Annotated in this window: 19 protein-coding genes; all 19 read right to left on the bottom strand. The window is 41.9% G+C overall.

Annotation, left to right across the window (positions count from 1 at the left end; translation table 11 throughout):
- Nucleotides 1–3: 3 nt before the first annotated feature.
- Nucleotides 4–2,619, bottom strand: a complete 2,616-nt coding sequence (gene mutS, locus LCM09_RS12525; protein ID WP_224882257.1) for a DNA mismatch repair protein MutS — start codon at nt 2,617–2,619, stop codon at nt 4–6.
- Between the two features lie 138 nt (nt 2,620–2,757).
- Nucleotides 2,758–3,309 carry an outer spore coat protein CotE gene (cotE, locus tag LCM09_RS12520; RefSeq protein WP_224882245.1) on the bottom strand — a complete coding sequence of 184 codons (552 nt, stop codon included), beginning with the start codon at nt 3,307–3,309 and terminating at the stop codon, nt 2,758–2,760.
- Between the two features lie 284 nt (nt 3,310–3,593).
- Nucleotides 3,594–4,010, bottom strand: coding sequence for a YlbF/YmcA family competence regulator (locus tag LCM09_RS12515; protein WP_224882243.1), 417 nt, complete (start codon nt 4,008–4,010; stop codon nt 3,594–3,596).
- Nucleotides 4,010–5,548: a tRNA (N6-isopentenyl adenosine(37)-C2)-methylthiotransferase MiaB gene (miaB, locus tag LCM09_RS12510; RefSeq protein ID WP_224882241.1), complete on the bottom strand. Its 1,539-nt coding sequence runs from the start codon at nt 5,546–5,548 to the stop codon at nt 4,010–4,012. Before miaB ends, LCM09_RS12515 begins: the two co-directional genes overlap by 1 nt.
- A gap of 351 nt (nt 5,549–5,899) precedes the next feature.
- Nucleotides 5,900–7,075, bottom strand: a complete 1,176-nt coding sequence (locus LCM09_RS12505) for a glycine C-acetyltransferase (RefSeq protein ID WP_224882233.1) — start codon at nt 7,073–7,075, stop codon at nt 5,900–5,902.
- Between the two features lie 43 nt (nt 7,076–7,118).
- Nucleotides 7,119–8,159 carry an L-threonine 3-dehydrogenase gene (tdh, locus tag LCM09_RS12500; protein ID WP_224882231.1) on the bottom strand — a complete coding sequence of 347 codons (1,041 nt, stop codon included), beginning with the start codon at nt 8,157–8,159 and terminating at the stop codon, nt 7,119–7,121.
- A gap of 192 nt (nt 8,160–8,351) precedes the next feature.
- Nucleotides 8,352–9,218, bottom strand: a complete 867-nt coding sequence (locus tag LCM09_RS12495) for a 2-oxoacid:ferredoxin oxidoreductase subunit beta (protein WP_224882229.1) — start codon at nt 9,216–9,218, stop codon at nt 8,352–8,354.
- A complete protein-coding gene (locus LCM09_RS12490; RefSeq protein ID WP_224882226.1) occupies nt 9,205–10,956 on the bottom strand; it encodes a 2-oxoacid:acceptor oxidoreductase subunit alpha in 1,752 nt (583 codons plus the stop codon). The genes LCM09_RS12495 and LCM09_RS12490 overlap by 14 nt, the downstream gene beginning before the upstream one ends.
- Before the next feature lie 108 nt (nt 10,957–11,064).
- Nucleotides 11,065–11,988: a dipeptidase gene (locus LCM09_RS12485; protein ID WP_224882224.1), complete on the bottom strand. Its 924-nt coding sequence runs from the start codon at nt 11,986–11,988 to the stop codon at nt 11,065–11,067.
- A gap of 87 nt (nt 11,989–12,075) precedes the next feature.
- Nucleotides 12,076–12,336 carry a stage V sporulation protein SpoVS gene (gene spoVS / locus LCM09_RS12480; RefSeq protein WP_066231967.1) on the bottom strand — a complete coding sequence of 87 codons (261 nt, stop codon included), beginning with the start codon at nt 12,334–12,336 and terminating at the stop codon, nt 12,076–12,078.
- A gap of 106 nt (nt 12,337–12,442) precedes the next feature.
- Nucleotides 12,443–13,237, bottom strand: coding sequence for a TIGR00282 family metallophosphoesterase (locus LCM09_RS12475; RefSeq protein WP_224882222.1), 795 nt, complete (start codon nt 13,235–13,237; stop codon nt 12,443–12,445).
- 102 nt (nt 13,238–13,339) lie between these two features.
- A complete protein-coding gene (gene rny, locus LCM09_RS12470; RefSeq protein ID WP_224882220.1) occupies nt 13,340–14,902 on the bottom strand; it encodes a ribonuclease Y in 1,563 nt (520 codons plus the stop codon).
- Between the two features lie 392 nt (nt 14,903–15,294).
- Nucleotides 15,295–16,341 carry a recombinase RecA gene (gene recA / locus LCM09_RS12465; protein WP_224882212.1) on the bottom strand — a complete coding sequence of 349 codons (1,047 nt, stop codon included), beginning with the start codon at nt 16,339–16,341 and terminating at the stop codon, nt 15,295–15,297.
- A gap of 198 nt (nt 16,342–16,539) precedes the next feature.
- Nucleotides 16,540–18,108, bottom strand: coding sequence for a DEAD/DEAH box helicase (locus tag LCM09_RS12460; RefSeq protein WP_224882211.1), 1,569 nt, complete (start codon nt 18,106–18,108; stop codon nt 16,540–16,542).
- An 11-nt stretch (nt 18,109–18,119) separates the two neighbouring features.
- Nucleotides 18,120–19,349 carry a competence/damage-inducible protein A gene (locus LCM09_RS12455; RefSeq protein ID WP_224882209.1) on the bottom strand — a complete coding sequence of 410 codons (1,230 nt, stop codon included), beginning with the start codon at nt 19,347–19,349 and terminating at the stop codon, nt 18,120–18,122.
- An 88-nt stretch (nt 19,350–19,437) separates the two neighbouring features.
- Nucleotides 19,438–20,016, bottom strand: a complete 579-nt coding sequence (gene pgsA, locus LCM09_RS12450) for a CDP-diacylglycerol--glycerol-3-phosphate 3-phosphatidyltransferase (protein WP_224882208.1) — start codon at nt 20,014–20,016, stop codon at nt 19,438–19,440.
- A 137-nt stretch (nt 20,017–20,153) separates the two neighbouring features.
- The gene (locus tag LCM09_RS12445) at nt 20,154–21,074 is read right to left on the bottom strand and encodes a helix-turn-helix domain-containing protein (RefSeq protein WP_224882206.1); all 921 of its coding nucleotides are present in this window, start codon (nt 21,072–21,074) and stop codon (nt 20,154–20,156) included.
- A gap of 17 nt (nt 21,075–21,091) precedes the next feature.
- Entirely contained in the window at nt 21,092–21,877 is a 786-nt protein-coding gene (locus tag LCM09_RS12440; protein WP_224882204.1) for a DUF3388 domain-containing protein, read from the bottom strand.
- 160 nt (nt 21,878–22,037) lie between these two features.
- Nucleotides 22,038–22,292, bottom strand: a complete 255-nt coding sequence (locus LCM09_RS12435) for a DUF3243 domain-containing protein (RefSeq protein ID WP_224882202.1) — start codon at nt 22,290–22,292, stop codon at nt 22,038–22,040.
- Nucleotides 22,293–22,346: the final 54 nt, after the last annotated feature.

The raw sequence follows: 22,346 nt of genomic DNA, 5'->3' as shown, positions 1-22,346 counted from the left end.
CTACTACTTTAACTGCTTTTTCAATTCATACAATGTATTGATCGCATCCATCGGTGTCATTTCCATAATATCAACTGATTTCAACTTCCTTAGAATCGCTTCCTCACCAGATGACTTAGAACGCCCCTTCTTTACATCTGATTCATCAAAGAAAGCTAGCTGTGCGTCTTCATCCACTTTTATTTCGGACTCTTGTTTTGGCTTCGCACTTGCTTCATTCGTTTCATTGGTTTCATTCGTATCTGTGCTCGATTCGAACTCAGACAAAATCGTTTGTGCCCGCTTAATCAGTTGGTCTGGTAGATTAGCAAGTTGCGCGACGTGAATTCCATAACTTTTATCAGCCGATCCATCGTGTACGCGGTGCAAGAAAACGACGCGCCCTTCCTTTTCAACTGCCTTTACGTGGACATTCTTCACACGTTCTAGCCCGCCTTCGAGTGTTGTAAGTTCATGATAATGTGTTGAAAAGAGTGTTTTCGCACGTACATGATCATGAAGATATTCGATGATTGATTGAGCAAGTGCCATCCCGTCATATGTCGACGTACCACGGCCAATTTCATCTAACAAAATCAGGCTATCTTCTGTTGCTTTTGTAATCGCGTAGTTTGCTTCGAGCATCTCAACCATGAACGTACTTTGACCCGCTGCAAGATCATCCGCGGCACCGATTCGCGTGAATATCTGGTCGAAGATCGGCAGAACTGCAGAATCAGCAGGAACAAAACATCCGATTTGACCAAGGAGCGAAATGAGCGCAAGTTGTCTCATGTACGTACTCTTACCGCTCATGTTAGGTCCTGTGATCAAAAGAACTTCTCGATCCTCATTCATCATCACATCGTTCGCAACATACTCTCGTCCTTTTAGCATCTTCTCTACAACCGGGTGACGACCACCTTCGATTGAAACTTCACGCGCTTCTGAGAAGGATGGTTTTGAGAACCGGTTTTCTTCACTTACCACTGCAAAAGCTTGTAATACATCAAGCTCACTGATTTTCTTTGCGAGCTTTTGAAGCTCTGGAATATACTGCTTCACTTGCTCTCTAAGGTTCGTGAACAAGTCATACTCGAGATCAACGATCTTCTCTTCCGCTTCAAGGATAAGAGATTCCTTTTCCTTCAATTCTGGGGTAATAAAACGCTCTGCGTTCGATAGCGTCTGTTTCCGCTCGTATCGTCCATCAGGAAGATGCTGAAGGTTCGACCTCGTTACTTCAATATAGTAGCCAAAGACTTTGTTGTATCCTATTTTGAGTGATCTGATGCCTGTCCGCTCTCGCTCTTGCATTTGTAGGGAAGCAATCCAGTCCTTCCCATTCCTGCTCGCATCACGGTAACGATCGAGGTCGCTATTGTACCCATCCCGAATCATTTGCCCTTCTTTCACTGAAAGAGGTGGGTTCTCTTCAATCGCTTCATTCAACAGCTCTGTAAGATCGTCACACGTTAAAATTTCATCTCCAAGCTCATTTGCATACGCATTATCGAGTTCAGTGACAGCTTGTTTGATGCCAGGGATTTTTTCTAATGATTTACGAAGCTGTACAAGGTCTCTTGCATTCAGGTTGCCAAAAGCAACCTTACCAGCTAGGCGCTCTAAGTCGTAAACGCCTTGTAATTGTTCACGAATCGTCTCACGCTCAAAAAATTGCTTCATCATTGTTTCTACAAGCTCTTGACGCTTAACGATCTCCCGGCGGTTCAACAATGGACGTTCTACCCATTGTTTTAAAAGACGGCCACCCATCGCAGTGACGGTACTATCTAAGAACCATACGAGAGAGCCTGTCCTTTTCTTATCCCTGATCGTTTCAACTAGCTCAAGATTTCGTTTTGAATTCACATCGAGCTTCATATACTGTGAAACGTGATAATGACGAAGCGGTTGAAGATGATCCATCGATCTTTTTTGTGTTCGGAGCAAATAATGTAATAGGCGTCCAAAGGCGCTCAGAAGTTTACTTTGATCAATATGATCAGATAGCTCGTGAAACTGTTCAGGAATGGAAACATCGTCCTCTATCGAGACTGTGAGAGACATCCTATCATGAATGGCTGTTGCCAACTGATCATCATCACTTCCGAGAATAACCTCTTTTGGTGACAGGTTCGAAAGCTCTCCAAGCACCTCGTGATGGTCACCTGTCAAGATCGTGGCCATGTTTTCACCCGTTGTTAAATCGTTCGCTGCAAGCGCATAGGTTTGATCTTCAAACTCTGAAATCGCTACTATGTAGTTGTTTTCTTTTTCTTTAATCAGGCGATCAGACATAACCGTTCCTGGTGTGATGAGCTGTACGACTTCTCTTTTAACAACACCCTTAGCATGTTTTGGATTTTCCGTCTGTTCACATATTGCGATTTTAAAGCCTTTTTCTACTAACTGTGAAATATAGTTTTCTGCAGAGTGATACGGTACACCGCACATCGGGATGCGGCCCTCGCCGCCTCCATCTCTGCTCGTTAATGTTATTTCAAGTTCTTTAGACGCACGCATCGCATCTTCAAAGAACATTTCGTAAAAATCTCCTAATCTAAAAAACAAAAAGGCATCTTGATACTCTGCCTTAATCCGTAAATATTGTTCGATCATAGGGGTATATCGAGCCATACTTCTTCTCCACCAATCTACATTTCTATTCAGCTAACAGTATATCACATCACTCTTCATAGCTTCTATGATAAAGAAGGGAGCGTTTCAATCAAAAAAAATAAAACCAGGAAGAAGAACACCTTCTCCCTGGTACTACTATTCTTCAAGATCACCAATTAAAAAGTTCGGATCTAAATCTTCAAACTCTTCATCTTCAACTTCATATTCCCAATCGTCATCATCGTCTTCACAGCCATCAGGATTTACGTAAACGCAAATTTTCGTTTCTCCAATTACTTCTACGAGAAACTCCCTTTCGACTTGAACGATAATTTTGTTGCCGTTCGGTGCAATGGTAGCTTCAAGACAATTAGGCTCTTGAATCGCTTTTGCAACCACTTCATCAGTTTTGCAATCTTTATCCTTGTAGCGAAGAGGGATTTCTTCACGATATTTAACGTTTTCTGTTACGACTTCTGTTTTTGTGTTATGACTGTATGAGTACCAGATATTAATGTCATAAGAGCCTTCAACAATGACGCAATCATGGTGCTTTTTTGCCTTGAATTTGTTGTTAATGATCCAGCAACCAAGAATACTTGAAGGTTTGTGCTCTGGTGTAACTGTGTTTGTATCCTGAGTAAATTTACGCCCTTTTCCGCAAACAGCTTTGGCGAATATCTCTCTGTAATTATAATCCTCTGACATCGATCATACCTCCTCTTCCAATCTTCATTCTCATCCTATGCATGACAAATGACTAGTGTGCCTTTTTTTTATTAAGGCTGTTCCACTATCAGTCTATGACCCTTATGTACAATGCTTTACAACCTTTTGTAAAATTTCTAAAAAAAATACGGTGAATGAAATTAATTTTAAAAGATGAAAGCATGAAAAAAGCGTGTGAAAGCTTGATAGGAGATGTATGAAAGGTGCTTTTAGTAAGAAAAACACAAAAAAAAAAGCCGGGAAGAAATCCCGACTTTACCTCTTTACTTACACCCTGGTCCAGATTGAGAAGATCCAGTCGTTCCGTCTAGAACGTTTCCGCCTGTGGATTCGATGATCTCATCTGTTACCGTGTTTGAAATGGTATTTGCAATAAGCTGAAGAAGATCGTTCACATCTGACTGAGAACGTTTGAACTCTTGAACAACTGGAATTTCATCAAGCTGTTCCATTAGTTTATCGATGCGCTCGTCTTTCTCTTTTAACGCTTCATGCTTACCATAATGTTGAAGGTTAACCGCTTCTTTTTGTTCAAGCTTAACGCGTGCGATTAAACTTTGAACCTTTTTGTTCTCATTGATTTTTTCTTCTGCACGTTTGAAGAAATCAACTTCTTCTGTTTCTGAAACGAGCTTAGCAAGCTCTTTTGCTTTTCCGATAACTTCTTGTCTTGTAATCATTATGCATTCACCTCAGCAGTATTTTCGATATATTCACCGTCTAGCGACCATGTTTTTGCTTTCGTAACTTTCACTTGCACGAGTTCACCAATAAGAGACTTCGGTGCTCTGAAGTTTACGACTTTATTTCTACTTGTATAACCCGATAAAACATCAGGATTCTTTTTACTTTCACCTTCAACAAGCACTTCAACGATTTCACCTTCGTACGCAGCATTTTTCTTTGCTGCCGTGTCGTTCACAAGTGCATTCAAACGCTGCAATCGCTCCTTCTTAACTTCCATCGGCACATTATCTTTCATCTTAGCCGCTGGTGTACCATCACGTTGAGAATAGATGAACGTATAAGCGCTATCGAACTCTACTTCTCTAACGAGTGACATTGTTTCTTCAAATTGCTCGTCAGTTTCATTTGGAAATCCGACAATAATATCGGTTGTGAAGGTAGCGTCAGGCATTGCAGTCTTGATCTTCTTCACTAATTCTAGGTACGTTTCTCTTGTATAACGACGGTTCATCAGCTTAAGCACATCATTACTACCACTTTGAACAGGAAGATGGATGTGATCAAGAAGATTGCCGCCTTGCCCGAGAACTTCAATTAAGCGATCATCAAAATCTCTCGGATGGCTCGTTGTAAAACGAACTCTTGGGATGTCGATCTTATGAATCTCATTCATTAAGTCACCAAGACCATATTCGATACCTTCAAGGTCTTTTCCGTATGCGTTGACATTCTGCCCTAAAAGGGTAACTTCTTTATACCCTTTTGCTGCGAGATGCCTCACTTCCTGAATAATATCTTCAGGTAGACGGCTTCGCTCCTTGCCTCGCGTATAAGGTACGATGCAATATGTACAGAATTTATCACAGCCATACATGATGTTGACCCATGCTTTGATCTCGCCTTTACGTGTTCTTGGCAAGTTCTCAATGATATCACCTTCTTTGGACCACACTTCCATAACCATCTCTTTACCAAATACAGCTTGCTCCATTAGCTGAGGTAAGCGGTGAATGTTATGAGTTCCGAAAATCAAATCAACAAACTGATGCTTCTGCATGATTCGATTCACAACGGACTCTTCTTGAGACATACATCCACAAACTCCGATGATCAAGTTCGGGTTTTCCATCTTCAGTGGCTTCAGGTGACCGAGTTCTCCAAACACTTTGTTTTCTGCATTCTCTCGAATCGCACACGTGTTCAGCAATATCACGTCAGCTTCCTCGACAACAGTAGTTGCTTCAAAGCCCATCCCTTCATAGATACCTGCCATGATTTCAGTATCATGCTCATTCATCTGGCAGCCATATGTACGAATAAGATACTTTTTATCTTGTCCGAGGTTCTTTATATTCTCAGGAATTTCGAAATCGTAATGTACGTTAACGTTTTCTTTTCCACGTTTTTTAGCATCCTTCAAAGAAGGTGGCTGATAGGTGGTTTGAAAGTACTTCGCAAAATCCTCAGTGGTTTTCTCCGTTTTCTTTGGCGATTGAATTTGCGACGATTGAAGCCGCTGTTCTTCGTTCAAATATGACGTCTCCTTTCCAGTCAAAGGATAACTCTGCTATGAAAAGAAGCATAATGCTCCTAAACTTAGAAAAAAACCGGCTCCTGCACTTAATCGTGATAGCCTTTGTTCTTTATGTTTGATCCTTTAGAGTTTACTATTATTTCACTGTAACGGTGGACATTACCTAATTATAAGGGGTTGTACGTATTTAAGCAATATGACTGTAATGAAAAGGAGCGAAGATTGCGTGTCTCTTATCTCACAAACTGATTTGCAGTAACTTTCTCCTATAACATGTTTAAGATAGCTTTCTAATTATGGAAGTACACAGAAAAAAACAGACTGCCGATCTCGACAGTCTGAGTCTACTTAAAGAATGCCTACTTCTTTCGCTGATTTTTCAAAAGCATCAAGAGCTTGCTGAAGCTCCTCTTTTGAATGCTGAGCAGTTACGATCGTTCTTACTCGCGCTTTTCCTTTTTGAACTGTTGGGAATGCGATGCCTTGAGCGAAAACGCCATTTTCGAACAGCTGATCAGAGAATTTGTGCGTCGTAGCTTCGTCTCCAATAATGACAGGTGTTACAGGTGTTTCACTAATGCCAGTATCGAATCCTAGCTTCTCAAGTCCTTCTTTGAAGAATTTCGTATTGTCCCAAAGCTTCTCAATAAGCTCTGGCTCTTCAACTAGAACATCGATAGCTGCTGAGCATGCAGCTGTAACGGCTGGTGGATGAGAAGTGCTGAATAAGAACGGGCGACCCTTGTGGATAAGGTAATCACGAAGCGTTTTCGTACTCGCGACATATCCACCTAACACTCCGATCGCTTTACTCAATGTACCGACCTGAATATGAACTCGACCGTTCAAATCAAAGTGATCAACAGTTCCACGACCGTTGCGACCAAGTACACCACTTGCATGAGCGTCGTCTACCATAACGAGCGCATCATATTTCTCACAAAGCTCTACGATTTCAGGAAGAGGAGCAATGTTACCATCCATAGAGAATACACCATCAGTAACAACGAGACGTGTGCGGTATTCTTGCGTTTCTTTCAATGCTTTCTCAAGATCTTCCATATCTGTATGCTTGTAGATGCGGCGGCCAGCTTTTGTTAAGCGGATGCCATCGATGATAGAAGCGTGATTGAGCTCATCAGAAATCACGACGTCTTCTTTTGTTAGGATAGCTGAAAGCACAGCCTGGTTTGTCGCAAAACCAGATTGCAATACTAGGGCAGCTTCCGTATGTTTAAATTCAGCAAGCTTTCGCTCGAATTCTTCATGCATGGAAAGCGTCCCTGCGATTGTACGAACAGAACCTGTCCCTGCACCGTACTTCTCAACTGCATCGATTGCCGCTTGCTTCATTTTTGGATGGTCTGTCAATCCAAGGTAGTTATTTGATGAAAGCTGGATAACTTCTTTTCCCTTGATTTCAACACGAGATCCTTGAGCGGATTCAAGAGGGATCAGATTGCGGAATACACCCTCCTCTTGCATTTGATCAAGTTCTTCTTGGAGATATTCAAAACCTTTCATATGACCTGCCTCCTTCTAATTATGTAAAAAGCTCATATGAGCTTTATGGATGTAATACTACCTTACCACATTTCCCTTCGAGCATTAATTCAAAGCCTTTTTCAAACTCTTCTAACGGGAAGTGGTGCGTGATCATCGGTTCAACATCGACTTGTCCTGACTGCAATAAGCCACTAACCTGACGCCACGTTTCAAACATCTTTCTTCCAGTTATGCCTTGAACAGTGATTCCTTTGAACACGATGTCGTTCGTTACATCGATTTCAACCGGGCGTACTGGTAAGCTTAAAATTGAAACGCGTCCACCGTTCGTCACCATTTTGAAGCCTTGATTCATTGCGATTGGGTGACCTGACATTTCACAGACAATGTCTACTCCGTGACCATTCGTCAATTCCTTCACTTTATCGAGTGGGTTTTCATGACGTGAGTTAACAATGCTCGTTGCACCCATCTTTTCTGCTAGATCGAGTCTGTAGTTATTCAAGTCGAATGCAATAACTTGTGAAGCACCCGCTGCCTTCGCTACTCCTACCGCCATGATTCCGATCGGGCCACAACCGATGATTGCAACTGTTTTACCTGCAACATCACCCGCGAGCACGGTATGAACTGCGTTTCCCATCGGTTCTTGTACCGAAGCAACATCAAATGAAAGAGACTCAGGGTTCTTCCAAATGTTTTGAGATGGCAGCGCAACATACTCAGCAAAACAACCGTTTGTGTCGACACCAATAATCTTAGTATTTTCACAAATATGGAACTGTCCCGTTAAGCACTGTGGGCATTGATTACATACGATGTGTGTTTCCGCAGAAACGTGATCTCCTACTTCTACATTCGTAACTCGTTCGCCTTTTTCAACAACGACACCTGCGAACTCATGACCAAATACATATGGAGGATTCACTCGACTTTGAGACCACTCATCCCAAGCGTAAATATGTACATCCGTTCCACAAATAGAAGTAGCTTTTACCTGTATTAGAACTTCATTTTCATCAATTTGTGGAATATCGACTGTTTGCAGCTGAGCTCCTTTTCCGCGCTCATGCTTTACAATCGCTTTCATCTTTCCTTCCACGACAAACACCTCTCTTTTTTGAAGCCTTCTCTGAACACTATTACCACAATCATAGTACCACTTTTAAGAATTATCGTAAAGAAAAAATGTCCACTATACGCGGACATCCATAGTTTTATTTCTGGACTATATCATGCCCCATTTTCAAACGATAAAATCCCCCGTTCATAGAATAACGAGGGACAGAAATTGCTACATAAATTCTGACATCATTTCCGTAAACTTCTCCTCTGATATCGTGAGGTTTTGCTTTGATAGAGGAGATTCACTATAACCAGTCACAGACTCTTGATAAGACGGCTTATTTGGATTGTGATAGATTAAGCCTTTTACGAGTCCATTATGCTCCATAAGTGTTTGCATAGCGACCATTCGATTCGTAGGATCATAGTTTTCGATATCCTTTAGGCTGATCAAGTTTTCTTTAAACCAATCATACGTGTTGATTTTGTTAAAAGTCACGCACGGGCTAAACACATTGATCAAGGAGAAACCTTTATGCTCGATCCCTTGTTCAATAAGAGCAACCAGATCTTTTAAATCTGTAGAAAAACTTTGTGCTACAAATCCACAACCACTAGAGAGCGCCAGTTCCATGATCGATAGTGACGATTCGATGGAACCAGAAGGAGTACTTTTCGTTTTAAACCCTTCAGCACTAGTCGGAGACGTCTGCCCTTTTGTCAGTCCATAGATCTGGTTATCCATAACGATATACGTGATATCGATATTTCGACGCATGGCATGAATGGTATGACCCATCCCGATTGCAAACCCGTCACCATCTCCTCCTGATGCAATAACCGTAAGGTCTCTGTTTGCCATCTTAACACCTTGCGCGATCGGAAGGGAACGCCCATGAATTCCATGAAATCCATATGCGTTAATGTATCCACTGATTCTACCTGAACAACCTATACCAGAAACAACAGCTAAATCATCTGGTTCTAATCCGACGTTAGCAGCTGCACGTTGTATAGCAGCCTGCACGGAGAAGTCTCCACATCCTGGACACCAGTTTGGCTTAACCTGATTTCTGAAATCTTTAAACGTTGCCATGGGTTAACAGCTCCTTGCATTGTTGATGAATATCACCTGGTAAGAACGGATTGCCATCATATTTTAGGAGACTTTCAATCTTTTCAGCATATCCTGCATTCATTTTCACTAAACTAGCAAGCTGTCCTGTTGCATTGTGTTCGACGATCACAACCTTCTTGGCAGCATCTAGCATCGGTTTAAGCTCATCGGTTGGAAATGGATGCACAAGTCGGATCTGAGCGTGATTCACTTTGTATCCATCCGCTTCTAAGCGAGGGATCACCTCTTCGATGGACCCTCTAGTTGAGTTGAAACCAACCAGTAGGACATCAGGTTCATTATGTTTATCATTTTTATAGACAGGAGTATCAAACGATAGCCCGCTCACCTTCCTCAGACGTTTCTCCATCTGATCTTTCCTGTTTTGGGGTACTTCTGATGGTTTACCCGTCTCATCATGCTCAACACCCGTCACATGAAAGATGCCATTTTTCGTGCCTGGGATCACGCGAGTTGAGACTCCATCTTCTGTCACTTCAAATCGCTTAAAATAAGACTTATCTTCTCTTTTTTCAATATCTTGATCGGATAACTTCCCTCTCCGAATCTGGATTTTCTCATAATCAAGAGGTTCTACCGTTTGTTTTCCAAGTGATAATTGAAGGTCCGAAAGTAAAATGACCGGACATTGGTATTCTTCCGCGAGATTGAACGCTTCGATTGAGTCATAGAATGCTTCTTCTACAGTACTCGGCGCTATGACGATCTTTGGTATTTCACCATGTGTTCCATAGATCATCGCTAGGAGGTCAGATTGTTCTTGCTTCGTAGGAAGCCCTGTACTTGGACCACCACGCTGCGTATCGATAATGACGAGTGGCGTTTCAGTGATTCCTGATAGTCCGATGGATTCCATCATTAAAGAGAGTCCAGGTCCAGCAGATGCAGTAAGGGTACGCACACCGGCATAGTTAGAGCCAATCGCCATCGTGGCTGCTGCAATTTCGTCTTCAGTTTGAATAACTGTCCCACCGAAATCAGGCAATTTCTTAATCAAATATTCCATAATTTCAGAAGCAGGTGTGATTGGATATGCAGCCATCAACCTTGCTCCACCAGCAATTGCTCCAAGTGCGATCGCGTCGTTTCCTATCATGAACATACGGTTCTTCCCATCAGCTTTTTTCAAGGAAAGTGCCTTAAGATTCCCGCCTGCTGTTTCCAAGAACGCATCAGCCCCACGCTGTATCGCTTCCATGTTACTATTAACGACTTTTTCGCCTTTTCGCCCAAAAATCTCATCAACAACGGCTTTATATGTTTCAGTATCGATACCAAGGGCTGCACTCGTAGCTCCAATCGCTACCATATTCTTCATTAACGACGTACCGAGCTCTGTTGCAATTTCAGTAAAAGGAACGGCGACTAAAGTTGCTTTGCAGTCTTCTGGCTTTACAGGTTTAAACTTTGCGTCGGCAATAATAATCCCGTCACTGTGCAGTTCGTGACCATTTACGTCAATCGTCTCTTGATCAAACGCAATGAGCATGTCCAGGTCATCTGAAACAGCGCGCACCTCTTTTGTACTAACACGTATCTTATTATTCGTATGTCCACCTTTGATACGGGAAGAAAAGTGACGATACCCGTACAAATAATACCCCATACGATTAAGTGCTATGGCAAAAATTTCTCCTGTGCTGTCTATTCCTTCCCCCTGCTGTCCGCCAACTTTCCATGAAAGTTGTTCGATCATAAAGCCCCACCCTTTCTAGTCTAGTGAGAGAAACACTTGCATACATTACTAGTTCGAAATAGGAATGTAATTCCCTGCTCCCTAGTGCTCGAATTGCTAAATTATTCCTCAAGAAGGGATTCGTTCTAGCAAGTTCCTCCATAAAAAGCCTTCCACTTCCTTATTCGAATAACGACGCTCTAATTCCTCTATCAACTTTGGGTAATCTTCATAACTTCTTAAATCAGAAGGCACCTGATCGATGCCGTCGAAGTCAGAGCCAAGGACGATATTAGAAATTCCACCAAGGGAAGCAATGTAATCAATATGTTCTAGAATATCTGAAATGCTTGCTTTTCGATCATTTCTAAGAAACTTAGGTACAAATGTTACGCCAATGGCAGCATCTTTTTTGATGAGTGCTTTTAACTGATCGTCATCAAGGTTTCTTGGATGCGTACAGATTTTCTTCACATTGGAATGTGTGGCGATCACATGATCAGCATGCTCGATTACGTCCCAGAATGCTTTGACAGACAAATGTGATACATCTGTCCACACGTCGTTCTCATTATGTACTTGCACAATCTCTTTTCCAAAGTCAGAAAGCCCTCCCCCTCTTGACTCAAGTATTCCATCACATGCAGCATTACCATAATTCCAAGTAAGTCCTACAGAACGGACACCTAGCCTGATGAGCGTCTTCAACCTTGTAATCTCTCTACCTATCGCATCGCAGCCTTCTAGGGTAAGCATCGCTCCAATTTTGCCCGCAGGTAACCGGACCGCTTCTTCTTTTGAATATACCGCTACAACATCGTCATATGGTTTTACAACTCGATCATAAAAAATATCCACCATTTCTAGAGCACAATCAAATTTCGCAGAATCTGGAACTCGTTCAGGAATATAGACCGCAAACATCTGCAAGCTTGCTCCAGCACTTCTCATTTTTTTTAAGTTCGTATGCAAATCTTCTCCATCTAGAAATGACAAAGAAGGATCGTTCCACATCTTACTTAGTACGTCACAATGTGCATCATATATTTTCATAGTTAGCCTCCAATTGCTATATGTATTTCTCAAAACGTATAAAAAAACCTGTTTGTAAAAACAAACAGGTTAACTTAACGGAATCACTTATCGAGGTTCAACAATTAACTTGATAGCCGTACGTTCTTCGCCATCAATTTGAATGTCGGTAAAAGCAGGGATACAAATGAGATCAACTCCGCTCGGTGCTACGAATCCTCTTGCAATTGCTACAGCTTTCACTGCTTGGTTAAGCGCTCCTGCTCCAATTGCTTGAATTTCAGCGTTACCTCTCTCTCGCAGGACGCCAGCGAGTGCACCAGCTACAGAATTTGGATTGGATTTTGCTGAAACTTTTAAGATTTCCATTTTGAAAGCCCCTCCTTAATTTGAGCATCCATTGCCACTCTAGACTATATTCCTTGCCATAAGCTTGTATTCCTGCTGATTCCGTTAATTTCTCAGGCCATCAAACCTATTCGTAGAATGGATGATCCTCATTGATTGCGATGCGTTCGATGTGTTTAGCTGTTCCAGTTTTTGGGTCAACTGTTAAAAAGACCCCACTAAGTTGTTCCCGACCTTTCGTGACTTCAAACCTAACAGGCATCGTTGTCAGAAATTTTTTGATAACAGCTTCTCTTTCCATACCAAGAATGCCATCATATGGTCCAGTCATGCCAGCATCAGTTAAGTAGGCTGTACCTTGAGGTAAAATACGTTCGTCAGCTGTTTGAACGTGTGTGTGCGTTCCGACGACGGCTGAGACTCTACCATCGAGGTACCAACCCATCGCTTGTTTCTCACTCGTTGTTTCAGCATGGAAATCTACAAAGATGACAGGTGTACGCTTTCTCATTTCATCTACAAGCTCATCTGCTTTTTTGAAAGGATCATCGATCGCAGGAAGGAATGTTCTGCCCTGTAAATTAATAACTCCTACTTCTGTTCCATTTATATTCACGATTGTAGACCCATTTCCCGGTGTACCTTCAGGGAAGTTTGCTGGTCTCACAAGTTTTGGTGCACGATTGATGAATTCAAAGATCTCACGATTATCCCAAGTATGGTTACCCATGGTGATCACTTGCGCACCTGACTCTAAGAAATTACGATAGATCTTCTCAGTAATGCCTCGACCTCCTGCAGCGTTCTCTCCGTTTACGATTGTAAACGTTGGTTTATACTTCCTTTTTAGACGAGGTAAATAATGAGACACCATATCTCGCCCCGGCGAACCTACAACATCTCCAACAAATAATATTTTCATAATACAACTCCAATCTGTCTATTCTTACTTAGTTTATCAAATGCTTGGTCGCTTTTTAAGCTTTATAGAAATAAATAAAGCGATGCACGAGGCATCGCTTTATTATTTCGCATACTCTACTGCCCTAGTTTCACGAATGACCGTGACTTTAATGTGTCCTGGGTAGTCGAGTTCATTTTCGATTTTTTTGGTAATTTCTCTTGCGAGTCGGTAGGATGTTACGTCATCTACGATGTCCGGCTTAACCATGATTCGAATCTCACGACCAGCCTGAATAGCAAATGATTTCTCAACACCATCGAATGACTCAGAAATTTCTTCAAGCTTTTCAAGGCGTCTGATGTACGTCTCAAGTGTCTCACGACGTGCACCTGGACGAGCTGCTGAAAGTGCATCTGCTGCTGCCACGAGTGTAGAGATAACCGAAGTTGCTTCTGTATCACCGTGGTGTGAAGCGATCGCATTGATTACGACCGGATGCTCTTTGTACTTCGTTGCAAGCTCAACGCCAATTTCAACGTGACTTCCTTCTACTTCATGATCGATTGCTTTCCCTAAATCATGTAGGAGACCTGCACGTCTAGCGAGCTGTACGTCTTCTCCTAGTTCAGCTGCCATCAGTCCAGTTAAATATGCAACTTCCATAGAATGCTTCAATACGTTCTGTCCATAACTTGTACGGAATTTCAAGCGACCCAGAATTTTAATAAGGTCCGGGTGTAGCCCGTGTACGCCAATTTCAAACGTGGACTGCTCTCCGACTTCTCGAATGTATTCATCCACTTCCCTGCGAGATTTCTCGACCATTTCTTCAATCCGCGCTGGGTGGATTCTACCATCCTGTACGAGTTTGTCCAGAGCATTTCTTGCGATTTCTCTTCGAATCGGATCAAAACCGGAAAGGATAACTGCTTCCGGAGTATCATCGATAATAAGATCGATCCCTGTCAGCGTTTCAAGAGTTCGAATATTTCGGCCTTCACGACCAATGATTCGACCCTTCATCTCATCATTTGGCAGGTTTACAACGGATACCGTTGTTTCTGCTACGTGGTCAGCTGCACAGCGCTGAATCGCAAGGGATAGAACTTCTCTTGCTTTCTTATCAGCTTCTTCTTTCGCATTATACTCACGTTCTTTCACCATCTGCGCAAGTTCATGCTCAAGCTCCTGCTCACTTTCACGCATAATGATCTGCTTCGCTTCTTCCCTTGTTAAACCGGAAATTCGCTGCAGTTCACGCTGCTGCTCTTGAAGCATCTCCTCCACTTTGCTTTCCATCTCTTCAATATGTCGTTGTTTTTTGGCGAGAGCGTCCTCTCTTCTTTCGAGGGAATCCTCTTTTTTGTCTAGAGTCTCACTTTTTCGATCAAGGACCTCTTCTTTTTGTACCAAACGATTCTCTTGTTTTTGTAACTCATTTCTGCGTTCACGAATTTCACGCTCAGCTTCTACACGAAGATTATGATTCTCGTCCTTCGCTTCAAGCAAAGCTTCCTTCTTCATAGCTTCCGCATCGTTTTTACCTTCTCTGATAATCCGTTGCGCTTCTAATTCTGCACTGGAGATCTTCGCTTCAGCAATCGTTTTGCGAACAAGAAATCCAACAACTGCTCCGACGATTACAGAGACAAGCACAGTGGAGATGATGATTGTTATATCCATCGAACTCACCTCCTCCTGCTATTAACTTGTTGGTTTGCTGTCATGTTAGTTCTTTGTACCACTTGCAAGATTTCAATCCAGCACATTTCATCTGTTAAAAGTAAAGTTATAATTTTGCTAGAAAATTATAATTATACACTTAATATTGTAGCTTTCACCATTGAGGTTGTCAAGAGAGTGAAAGAAGGCACTATTGCTTCAAATCCCTCTTTGTTCCTCAATTTTTCGTTATCTTTTCCTGCTGTTTAGAAAGATAAGGTGATTCCTAGTATTGACAAAATCCCCATTTACTAGACATCGATTACTAGTTTTAATAAGCATAAAGGTGGAGAGAGGATTCTAATAAGTTTATCACAATAAAGAGCCGATCGAATACGATCGGCTCAAGCTTTCTATTTATCCTCTTCAAGCAGAGAATCTTTTCCTGCAGCTGTTTCGTCTACCTGCTTATCAGCATCTAAGTTATGATGTGCACGTACACGAGAATTAATTTCATCCTGAATGGCAGGATTTTCTTTCAAGAATTGTTTTGCATTCTCTCGTCCCTGACCAAGGCGTTCGCCTTCAAACGAGAACCATGCTCCGCTCTTCTGAACGATTTCAAGATTAGATCCTATATCGAGAATTTCACCTTGCATAGAAATACCTTCACCATACATGATATCCACTTCTGCTTGTTTAAATGGTGGAGCTACTTTGTTTTTTACAACTTTGATACGCGTCTTGTTACCGACCATGTCATTTCCTTGCTTAAGTGTTTCTGCACGACGAACTTCAAGGCGCACTGAAGAATAGAACTTAAGCGCTCTTCCGCCAGGAGTCGTTTCAGGGTTACCGAACATAACGCCTACTTTTTCACGAATCTGGTTGATAAAGATCGCCGTTGTCTTAGACTTGCTGATTGCACCTGAAAGCTTACGAAGCGCTTGAGACATCAAACGCGCTTGAAGACCAACGTGAGCGTCACCCATTTCGCCTTCGATCTCTGCTTTAGGAACAAGAGCTGCTACAGAGTCAACAACAACCATATCTACTGCTCCACTTCGTACAAGTGCCTCAGCGATTTCAAGTGCTTGTTCACCTGTGTCAGGCTGAGAAAGCAATAGTTCATCTATATTAACACCTAGTTTTTCTGCATATACCGGGTCAAGCGCGTGCTCAGCATCAATAAATGCAGCCTGTCCGCCACCACGTTGTACTTCTGCGATCGCATGAAGTGCAACCGTTGTTTTACCTGAAGATTCAGGACCATAAACTTCGATAATACGACCTCTTGGATATCCGCCCACTCCAAGAGCAATATCAAGAGCAAGCGATCCACTGGATACAGTAGAAACACGCTGCTCCGCCTGTTCGCCAAGCTTCATAATGGAACCTTTACCGAATTGTTTTTCTATTTGTCTCAATGCCATATCTAAGGCAGCTTTGCGATCACTCACGAAAAATTCCTCCTCGTTATTAAACTATCACTATCATATCTCTTTTTGGACGATTTGCCAATAGAAAACCGAACATTTATTCGTCTTTTTTTATTTCACGCACATTCAAGTAAAGAAACGGGCAAACACATCTTATCATAGGTCATTACTAATAAAGAACGATCAGCTCTATCTACTATCGAGCTGATCGTGTGATGTTTATACTCTGCTTTTTTGAGGTTTAGCAGGTTCGAGATGGATCGATTTACCACTGACCCCACCCGCACGCAATGCTTCATATACGAACGGTGCTACGTCTTCTGGTACTTCAAAGAAGGAGAACTTCTCAAAGATATCGATGCGACCAACAGATGCTGAATCGATTCCTGCAAGACTTGAAAGTTCTTCAAGTAGCTTTTTCGGATGCAGATCAATGTTCCGGCCAACGTTCAAGAAGAAGCGAACCATACCGTTCTGTCCACCCGTTTCACCGAAATTATATTCAGAAGGAGTAGTGTTTTGTTTTTCTTCGATTGCGTTCTCAAGAAGTGACTGAACAACGCTGTGTGCATCATACTTAGAAAGAAGCAAATCTGCTATTTCACTAGCTGTAGACTCTTGCTTTTGCGTTTTCATTTGTTTTTCAACAGATTTCACAATTTTTTCGAGGTCAACTGACTCATCCTGAAGCGGCTCAGCGGAAAGGTTCAACTTAATTTTCGACTCGATCGACTGTAGGAAACGCATATCTTTCGGTGTAACTAACGTTAGCGCAACACCTTTGTTCCCAGCGCGACCAGTACGTCCGATCCGGTGCACGTAGCGCTCTGGATCTTCTGGGATATCGTAGTTGATGACATGGGTAACATGTGCAACATCGATTCCTCGAGCTGCAATATCAGTAGCGACTAGGAAATTAAGCTGTGAGCGTCTGAACTGCTTCATGACACGTGTACGCTGCTGCTGTGTAAGATCACCATGCAGCTCTTCTGCTCGGTACCCACGCTTTTTAAGAGATTCAGTTAACTGAGAAGCACCTTTTTTTGTTTTAGTGAAAATGATTCCAAGGCGCACTTGCTCGCTTTCAATAACACGACAAAGGGTATCAAACTTCTCACTATCAAATGTTCTGTAGTACACTTGCTCGACCGTATCCGCCGTTACATCTCCTTTTGACACAGAGATTGTCAATGGGTCTTTCAAGTACTTTCCAGAAAGCTTACGAATCGGTGCTGGAATCGTAGCAGAAAACAATAATGACTGACGATTTTCAGGTAATTGCTTAAGTATTAGCTCAATATCGTCGATGAACCCCATATCCAACATTTCATCAGCTTCATCGAGGATAGCTGTATGAACGTGATCAGTTCTAAGTGTTTTCCGCTTCAAGTGATCGAGCATACGCCCTGGCGTACCAACCACAATGTTAACGCCTTTCTTAAGGGCACGAATCTGATGATAAATCGGTTCCCCGCCGTAAACAGCAAGGACATTCAACCCTTTGTGACGAGAGATTTTCTGAAGCTCGATAGCAACTTGCATAGCAAGCTCTCTCGTAGGTGTGAGGATGATTGCTTCTGGTCCGCCTCTTTTTGACACTTTCTCAATGAGTGGGATACCGAAAGCAGCGGTTTTACCAGTTCCTGTCTGAGCCTGGCCAATCATATCTCTACCTTCTAAAATAGGTTCAAGAGCCTTTTCCTGAATAGGAGTAGCCTCCTTGAAACCCATTTCTAGAACCGCTTTTCGTACTTCTGGTGATAAATCAAAGTCTTCAAAATTCTTCATACGTCCGTAATTCACCTTTCTAACTTCAATAATGTATTAAATCCATACTTTACTGTTCGTTTTCGGATGGCATCTCGATTTCCAGCAAGCTTTAGACAAATGACTTCCTCTCCTCGAGGAGATACCATTCCAATAAAAACAGTGCCGGCTTCCTTTCCTTCGATCGAATCCGGTCCAGCCACGCCGGTGAAACTAATGCCGATATCGGTGTTATACATTTTCTTAATACCTCTTGCAAGTTCTATCGCACATTCTTCACTAACAGCGCCGTTAGAAGATAGCGTTTCAGATGACACGCCAACCTTCTGTTTTACTTCGTTAGAGTAACACACAATCCCCCCATAAAAAAGCGATGAAGCTCCGGGGATGTTTGTAAACTCTTGACTGAACATACCGCCTGTAAGGCTTTCTGCGACTGAAATCGTCCAGTTTTCCTTTTCAAGAAGCGAAAACGCTTCACCAGAGAGGGAGGTTTGATCGTAGCCGTAAAAATATTTTCCTACCCGCTTTTGTATATCTTGCTCTGTTGTATCGATTAGCTTACTCGCAGCTTCTTCTGAAGCTGCTCTTGCAGTAAGTCTTAATGTCACTTCCAAATCACCTGCTAGCGGTGCAATTGTTGGATTGGTTTGTTGATCAATCAAATCTTCAAGTTCTGTCTCAAGGCTCGATTCCCCGATCCCAAAAAACCGAAGCTCACGAGAAATAATTCGCTCCTCATCCTTCATTTCGTTTAACAAAAATGGTTCAGCATACGTCGTAAACATTGGATAAAGCTCCTTCGGTGGACCTGGGAACAGCATGTATGTACACTCATCGTTCGTGAATGCCATTCCAGGAGCCATCCCATTGTCGTTCGGAAGGACGGTTGATCCTTCTATGACAAGAGCCTGCTTTCGATTATTCTCTGACATCGTGCCACCAGTTTTCTTATAGTATGCTTCAATATCATCCATTGCTTCCTGATCATAGACAAGTTGCCTGGAAAGCGCAGTTGCAATCGTTTCTTTCGTAAGATCGTCTTTAGTAGGGCCTAATCCTCCTGTGAATATCAGTAAATCAGAGCGACTTTCGGCCACTTCGATCGCTTGTTTGAGACGATTACCGTTATCGCCAACAGTCGTATGATAAAAAACATTAATACCAAGATTTGCAAGACGTTTCGATATAAATTGAGCATTCGTATTAGCGATTTGTCCTAGTAATAGTTCTGAACCGATTGCAATTATTTCAGCATTCATTAGCTCACGCTCCTTCACAAAGTTTTGCATATATCTTTTATATGTTTTTAGAGATAAAAAGGAACAGAATAGTCTGTTCCCTTTTTAATCAACGAGACTTGAGGAGAATCTCTTTGTTCTTATTAAAATAATCCCAACCGGAGTAAACTGTGATGATTAACGCAGCCCATAGGGAGATCGTAGCGAAAGGAAGGCCGATCGCTTCGAATGGAATATTATTGAGAAGTAGTGCAGAGATAGCTACGATTTGAATCCACGTTTTGAGCTTTCCGAGGTTGCTCGCTGCTAGTACTTCTCCTTCAGATGCTGCTACGAGTCTTAATCCTGTCACTGCGAACTCACGACTTAAGATAAAAACAACGACCCAAGCTGGTGCTGATCCAAGCTCAACAAGTGATACGAAAGCGGATGTAACAAGCAGCTTATCAGCAAGGGGGTCAAGAAACTTCCCAAGATTCGTTACAAGGTTATACTTCCTCGCAATATACCCATCGATCCAATCTGTTACGGAAGCTACAATAAAAATAAGAGCAGCAATTAACTGCGCATTTAAAATGGTTGCACCTGCAATTTCTGTTTCACCAAGCGGAAGTGGCGCTAGTAAAAAAAGAAGAAAAACAGGGATTAAAAATATTCGTGAGACTGTAATTTTGTTAGGCAAGTTCACTTATGTTCCTCCTAGAGTTCATTTAGCAAAATCGTTTTCTATTTTATCATTGTTCCCTTTTACCACAAAGGAAAACATATCCAGGATATTGTGAATAGAAGCAGGGGCCATCTCAACTAAGATGACCCCCCAAGCTGCTACTCTGCTTTTTTATAATTAAAGGTAACATTCTGGACTACTGGTTCATTTGGGATATCAATCTTCTCACCATTTACAAGGACTGTAATGTTAGGCGAACTGCCAATTCGTATAGAAGCAGAGGCTTCCTTCGTCAAGTCATGTGTTACTTTTTTGCCTTTCGTCAGGCTTTCATAGATATACTTCTTATTACTTTTGCCAGTTAACGCAACCCAGCTGCTTCCTTTCGCTTCTACAGTAATCTCAAACTTCTCGGCATTTGTAATTTCATATGTGGATTTTGATGCATTGCCTTCTGTTTTTTTGAGTTCCATTTTAGGAGCTGTTTCCTCTTCTGGCTCTTTTGTTTCTTCTGGCTCTTCTTCTTCAGTATCAGCAGGAGCTGGCTCCTCTTTGTTTTCTTCTTTCGAAGAATCATCTTTAGGCTCGTCAGACACTTCATCTGAAGCAGGAGCGTTCCCGCTATTTTCGTCGCTCGACACTTGTTCTTCTGTCTGGTTCGATGCACCATCTTTACTTGTTGTCGCATCATTACCTTGGACAACGAACCAGATAATACACGCCACACCTATGATCAATAAGATGACAAGAACGGAAGGAAATACGGATGACCATCTATTCGGTTTACTTGTAAGAGTTGGTCTCGTACGCCTAGGGGGCAGGTTTTCTGGTACATCTGAATTTGTCTTTGGTATTTCAGAGGCATACTCCTCCAGCAGTTCTTCACCGTGAAGGCCAACTGCTTCCGCATAGTTTTTAATGAAAGCACGCGTATAAAAATTACCTGGAAGCAGTTCGTAGTTCCCTTCTTCTATCGCAAGAAGATAACGTTTTTGAATTTTTGTTATGGATTGAATTTCATCGAGTGATAAATCTTTATCGTTTCGAGCACTCTTCAATCGTTGACCTAGCTCTGTCAATGGAAAACACCTACCAATTAATTAAAGTCAAAACCACCTGAAAATCCTGAAGCTTGATTTTCGATAACTTGATATGTAATCTCTTGCTCCGGATCATCACGCAATTCAATTATATAATCAAAATCATTCATCGTATACTCTGTTTCTCTAACAAAAATATCTGGATGCTCTACAACTTTTGTTGCAGGTAACCTCATCATATCACGTAGCAATTGCCAATGCTTCTCAGAAGATCTTTTCGCAGAAACAATTCCGTCGATAATAAAAATGTGATCACTGTTCATTTCATCATCAGCGATTTGTTGGCGAACCGTTTGCTTTAACATTGTTGAAGATAGAAATACCCACCTTCTATTCGCACAAACACTCGAAGCTACGATTGATTCTGTCTTTCCAACTCGGGGCATGCCTCTAATCCCAACAAGCTTATGCCCATCTTGCTTAAAGATTTCTGCAAGAAAATCAACAAGTAACCCAAGCTCGTCACGAATAAACCGAAACGTCTTCTTATCATCTGCATCTCGCTGTATGTACCTTCCATGTCTGACTGCAAGACGATCACGAAGTTTTGGCTCACGAAGCTTGGTTACTGTAATATTGTCCATCGTATTCAAAATTGATTCTAGCCGCTCGATTTGCTCAATTTGTTCTACGAGCAATAGCATACCTCTACGCTGATCATCAACACCATTGATCGTGATGATGTTAATTCCGAGCATACCTAACAGTGACGCGATGTCACCGAGAAGACCGGGTCTATTCTTGTGTATTTCGTATTCTAGGTACCATTCCTTTTTCTCCATATAGCAACTCCTAACACTTCACAATTTACCCATGTTTATTTAATCATAAATGATTTTTGTGAAGGTTAAAAGAGATGATTAACGATTTAGCTTACTTTTCTTGTCTGTACTGGTAAATAAATAAAAAAAAGAAGGGTGTCAGCACCCCTCTCGCACAGTATTATTTATTTTGACCTTGAACAAGCTTCACCATCATGTTAGCAATCGCATGCTGTTCTTCTTCATCAGCAACATGCCATAGATCAGCTAGTAACTGTTCTTCTTCGTTCTTTGCTTTTACGCCATCAGCTAAATAACCGCCGATTTGATAAGCAACATCAGAGATTACTTCTTGAGAAAGCCCCTGCTGTTCGCCTTGAGATAAACGATCATGCAGAAAGCCTTTCCAGCTATCAAAGTTATCAAGTACAGACATCTTTTGTCCCTCCTTTATTAGGTCATCACCTATATGTTGTCTAGAAGGGATTCC

Source organism: Guptibacillus algicola (assembly GCF_020171805.1).
GTDB lineage: Bacteria > Bacillota > Bacilli > Bacillales > Guptibacillaceae > Guptibacillus > Guptibacillus algicola.
The sequence above is the reverse complement of the archived record's forward strand: the minus strand, read 5'-3'. Positions and strand labels throughout refer to the sequence as shown.

Coding starts and splice junctions, on each gene's coding strand:
- LCM09_RS12505 (WP_224882233.1), bottom strand. CDS start 7,075: ATGAAAGGTTTTGAATATCTCCAAGAAGAACTTGATCAAATGCAAGAG.
- LCM09_RS12435 (WP_224882202.1), bottom strand. CDS start 22,292: ATGTCTGTACTTGATAACTTTGATAGCTGGAAAGGCTTTCTGCATGAT.
- LCM09_RS12490 (WP_224882226.1), bottom strand. CDS start 10,956: ATGATCGAACAACTTTCATGGAAAGTTGGCGGACAGCAGGGGGAAGGA.
- LCM09_RS12495 (WP_224882229.1), bottom strand. CDS start 9,218: ATGGCAACGTTTAAAGATTTCAGAAATCAGGTTAAGCCAAACTGGTGT.
- cotE (WP_224882245.1), bottom strand. CDS start 3,309: ATGTCAGAGGATTATAATTACAGAGAGATATTCGCCAAAGCTGTTTGC.
- LCM09_RS12460 (WP_224882211.1), bottom strand. CDS start 18,108: ATGAAGAATTTTGAAGACTTTGATTTATCACCAGAAGTACGAAAAGCG.
- LCM09_RS12515 (WP_224882243.1), bottom strand. CDS start 4,010: ATGATTACAAGACAAGAAGTTATCGGAAAAGCAAAAGAGCTTGCTAAG.
- LCM09_RS12485 (WP_224882224.1), bottom strand. CDS start 11,988: ATGAAAATATATGATGCACATTGTGACGTACTAAGTAAGATGTGGAAC.
- spoVS (WP_066231967.1), bottom strand. CDS start 12,336: ATGGAAATCTTAAAAGTTTCAGCAAAATCCAATCCAAATTCTGTAGCT.
- rny (WP_224882220.1), bottom strand. CDS start 14,902: ATGGATATAACAATCATCATCTCCACTGTGCTTGTCTCTGTAATCGTC.
- mutS (WP_224882257.1), bottom strand. CDS start 2,619: ATGGCTCGATATACCCCTATGATCGAACAATATTTACGGATTAAGGCA.
- LCM09_RS12475 (WP_224882222.1), bottom strand. CDS start 13,237: ATGAAAATATTATTTGTTGGAGATGTTGTAGGTTCGCCGGGGCGAGAT.
- LCM09_RS12440 (WP_224882204.1), bottom strand. CDS start 21,877: ATGGAGAAAAAGGAATGGTACCTAGAATACGAAATACACAAGAATAGA.
- LCM09_RS12455 (WP_224882209.1), bottom strand. CDS start 19,349: ATGAATGCTGAAATAATTGCAATCGGTTCAGAACTATTACTAGGACAA.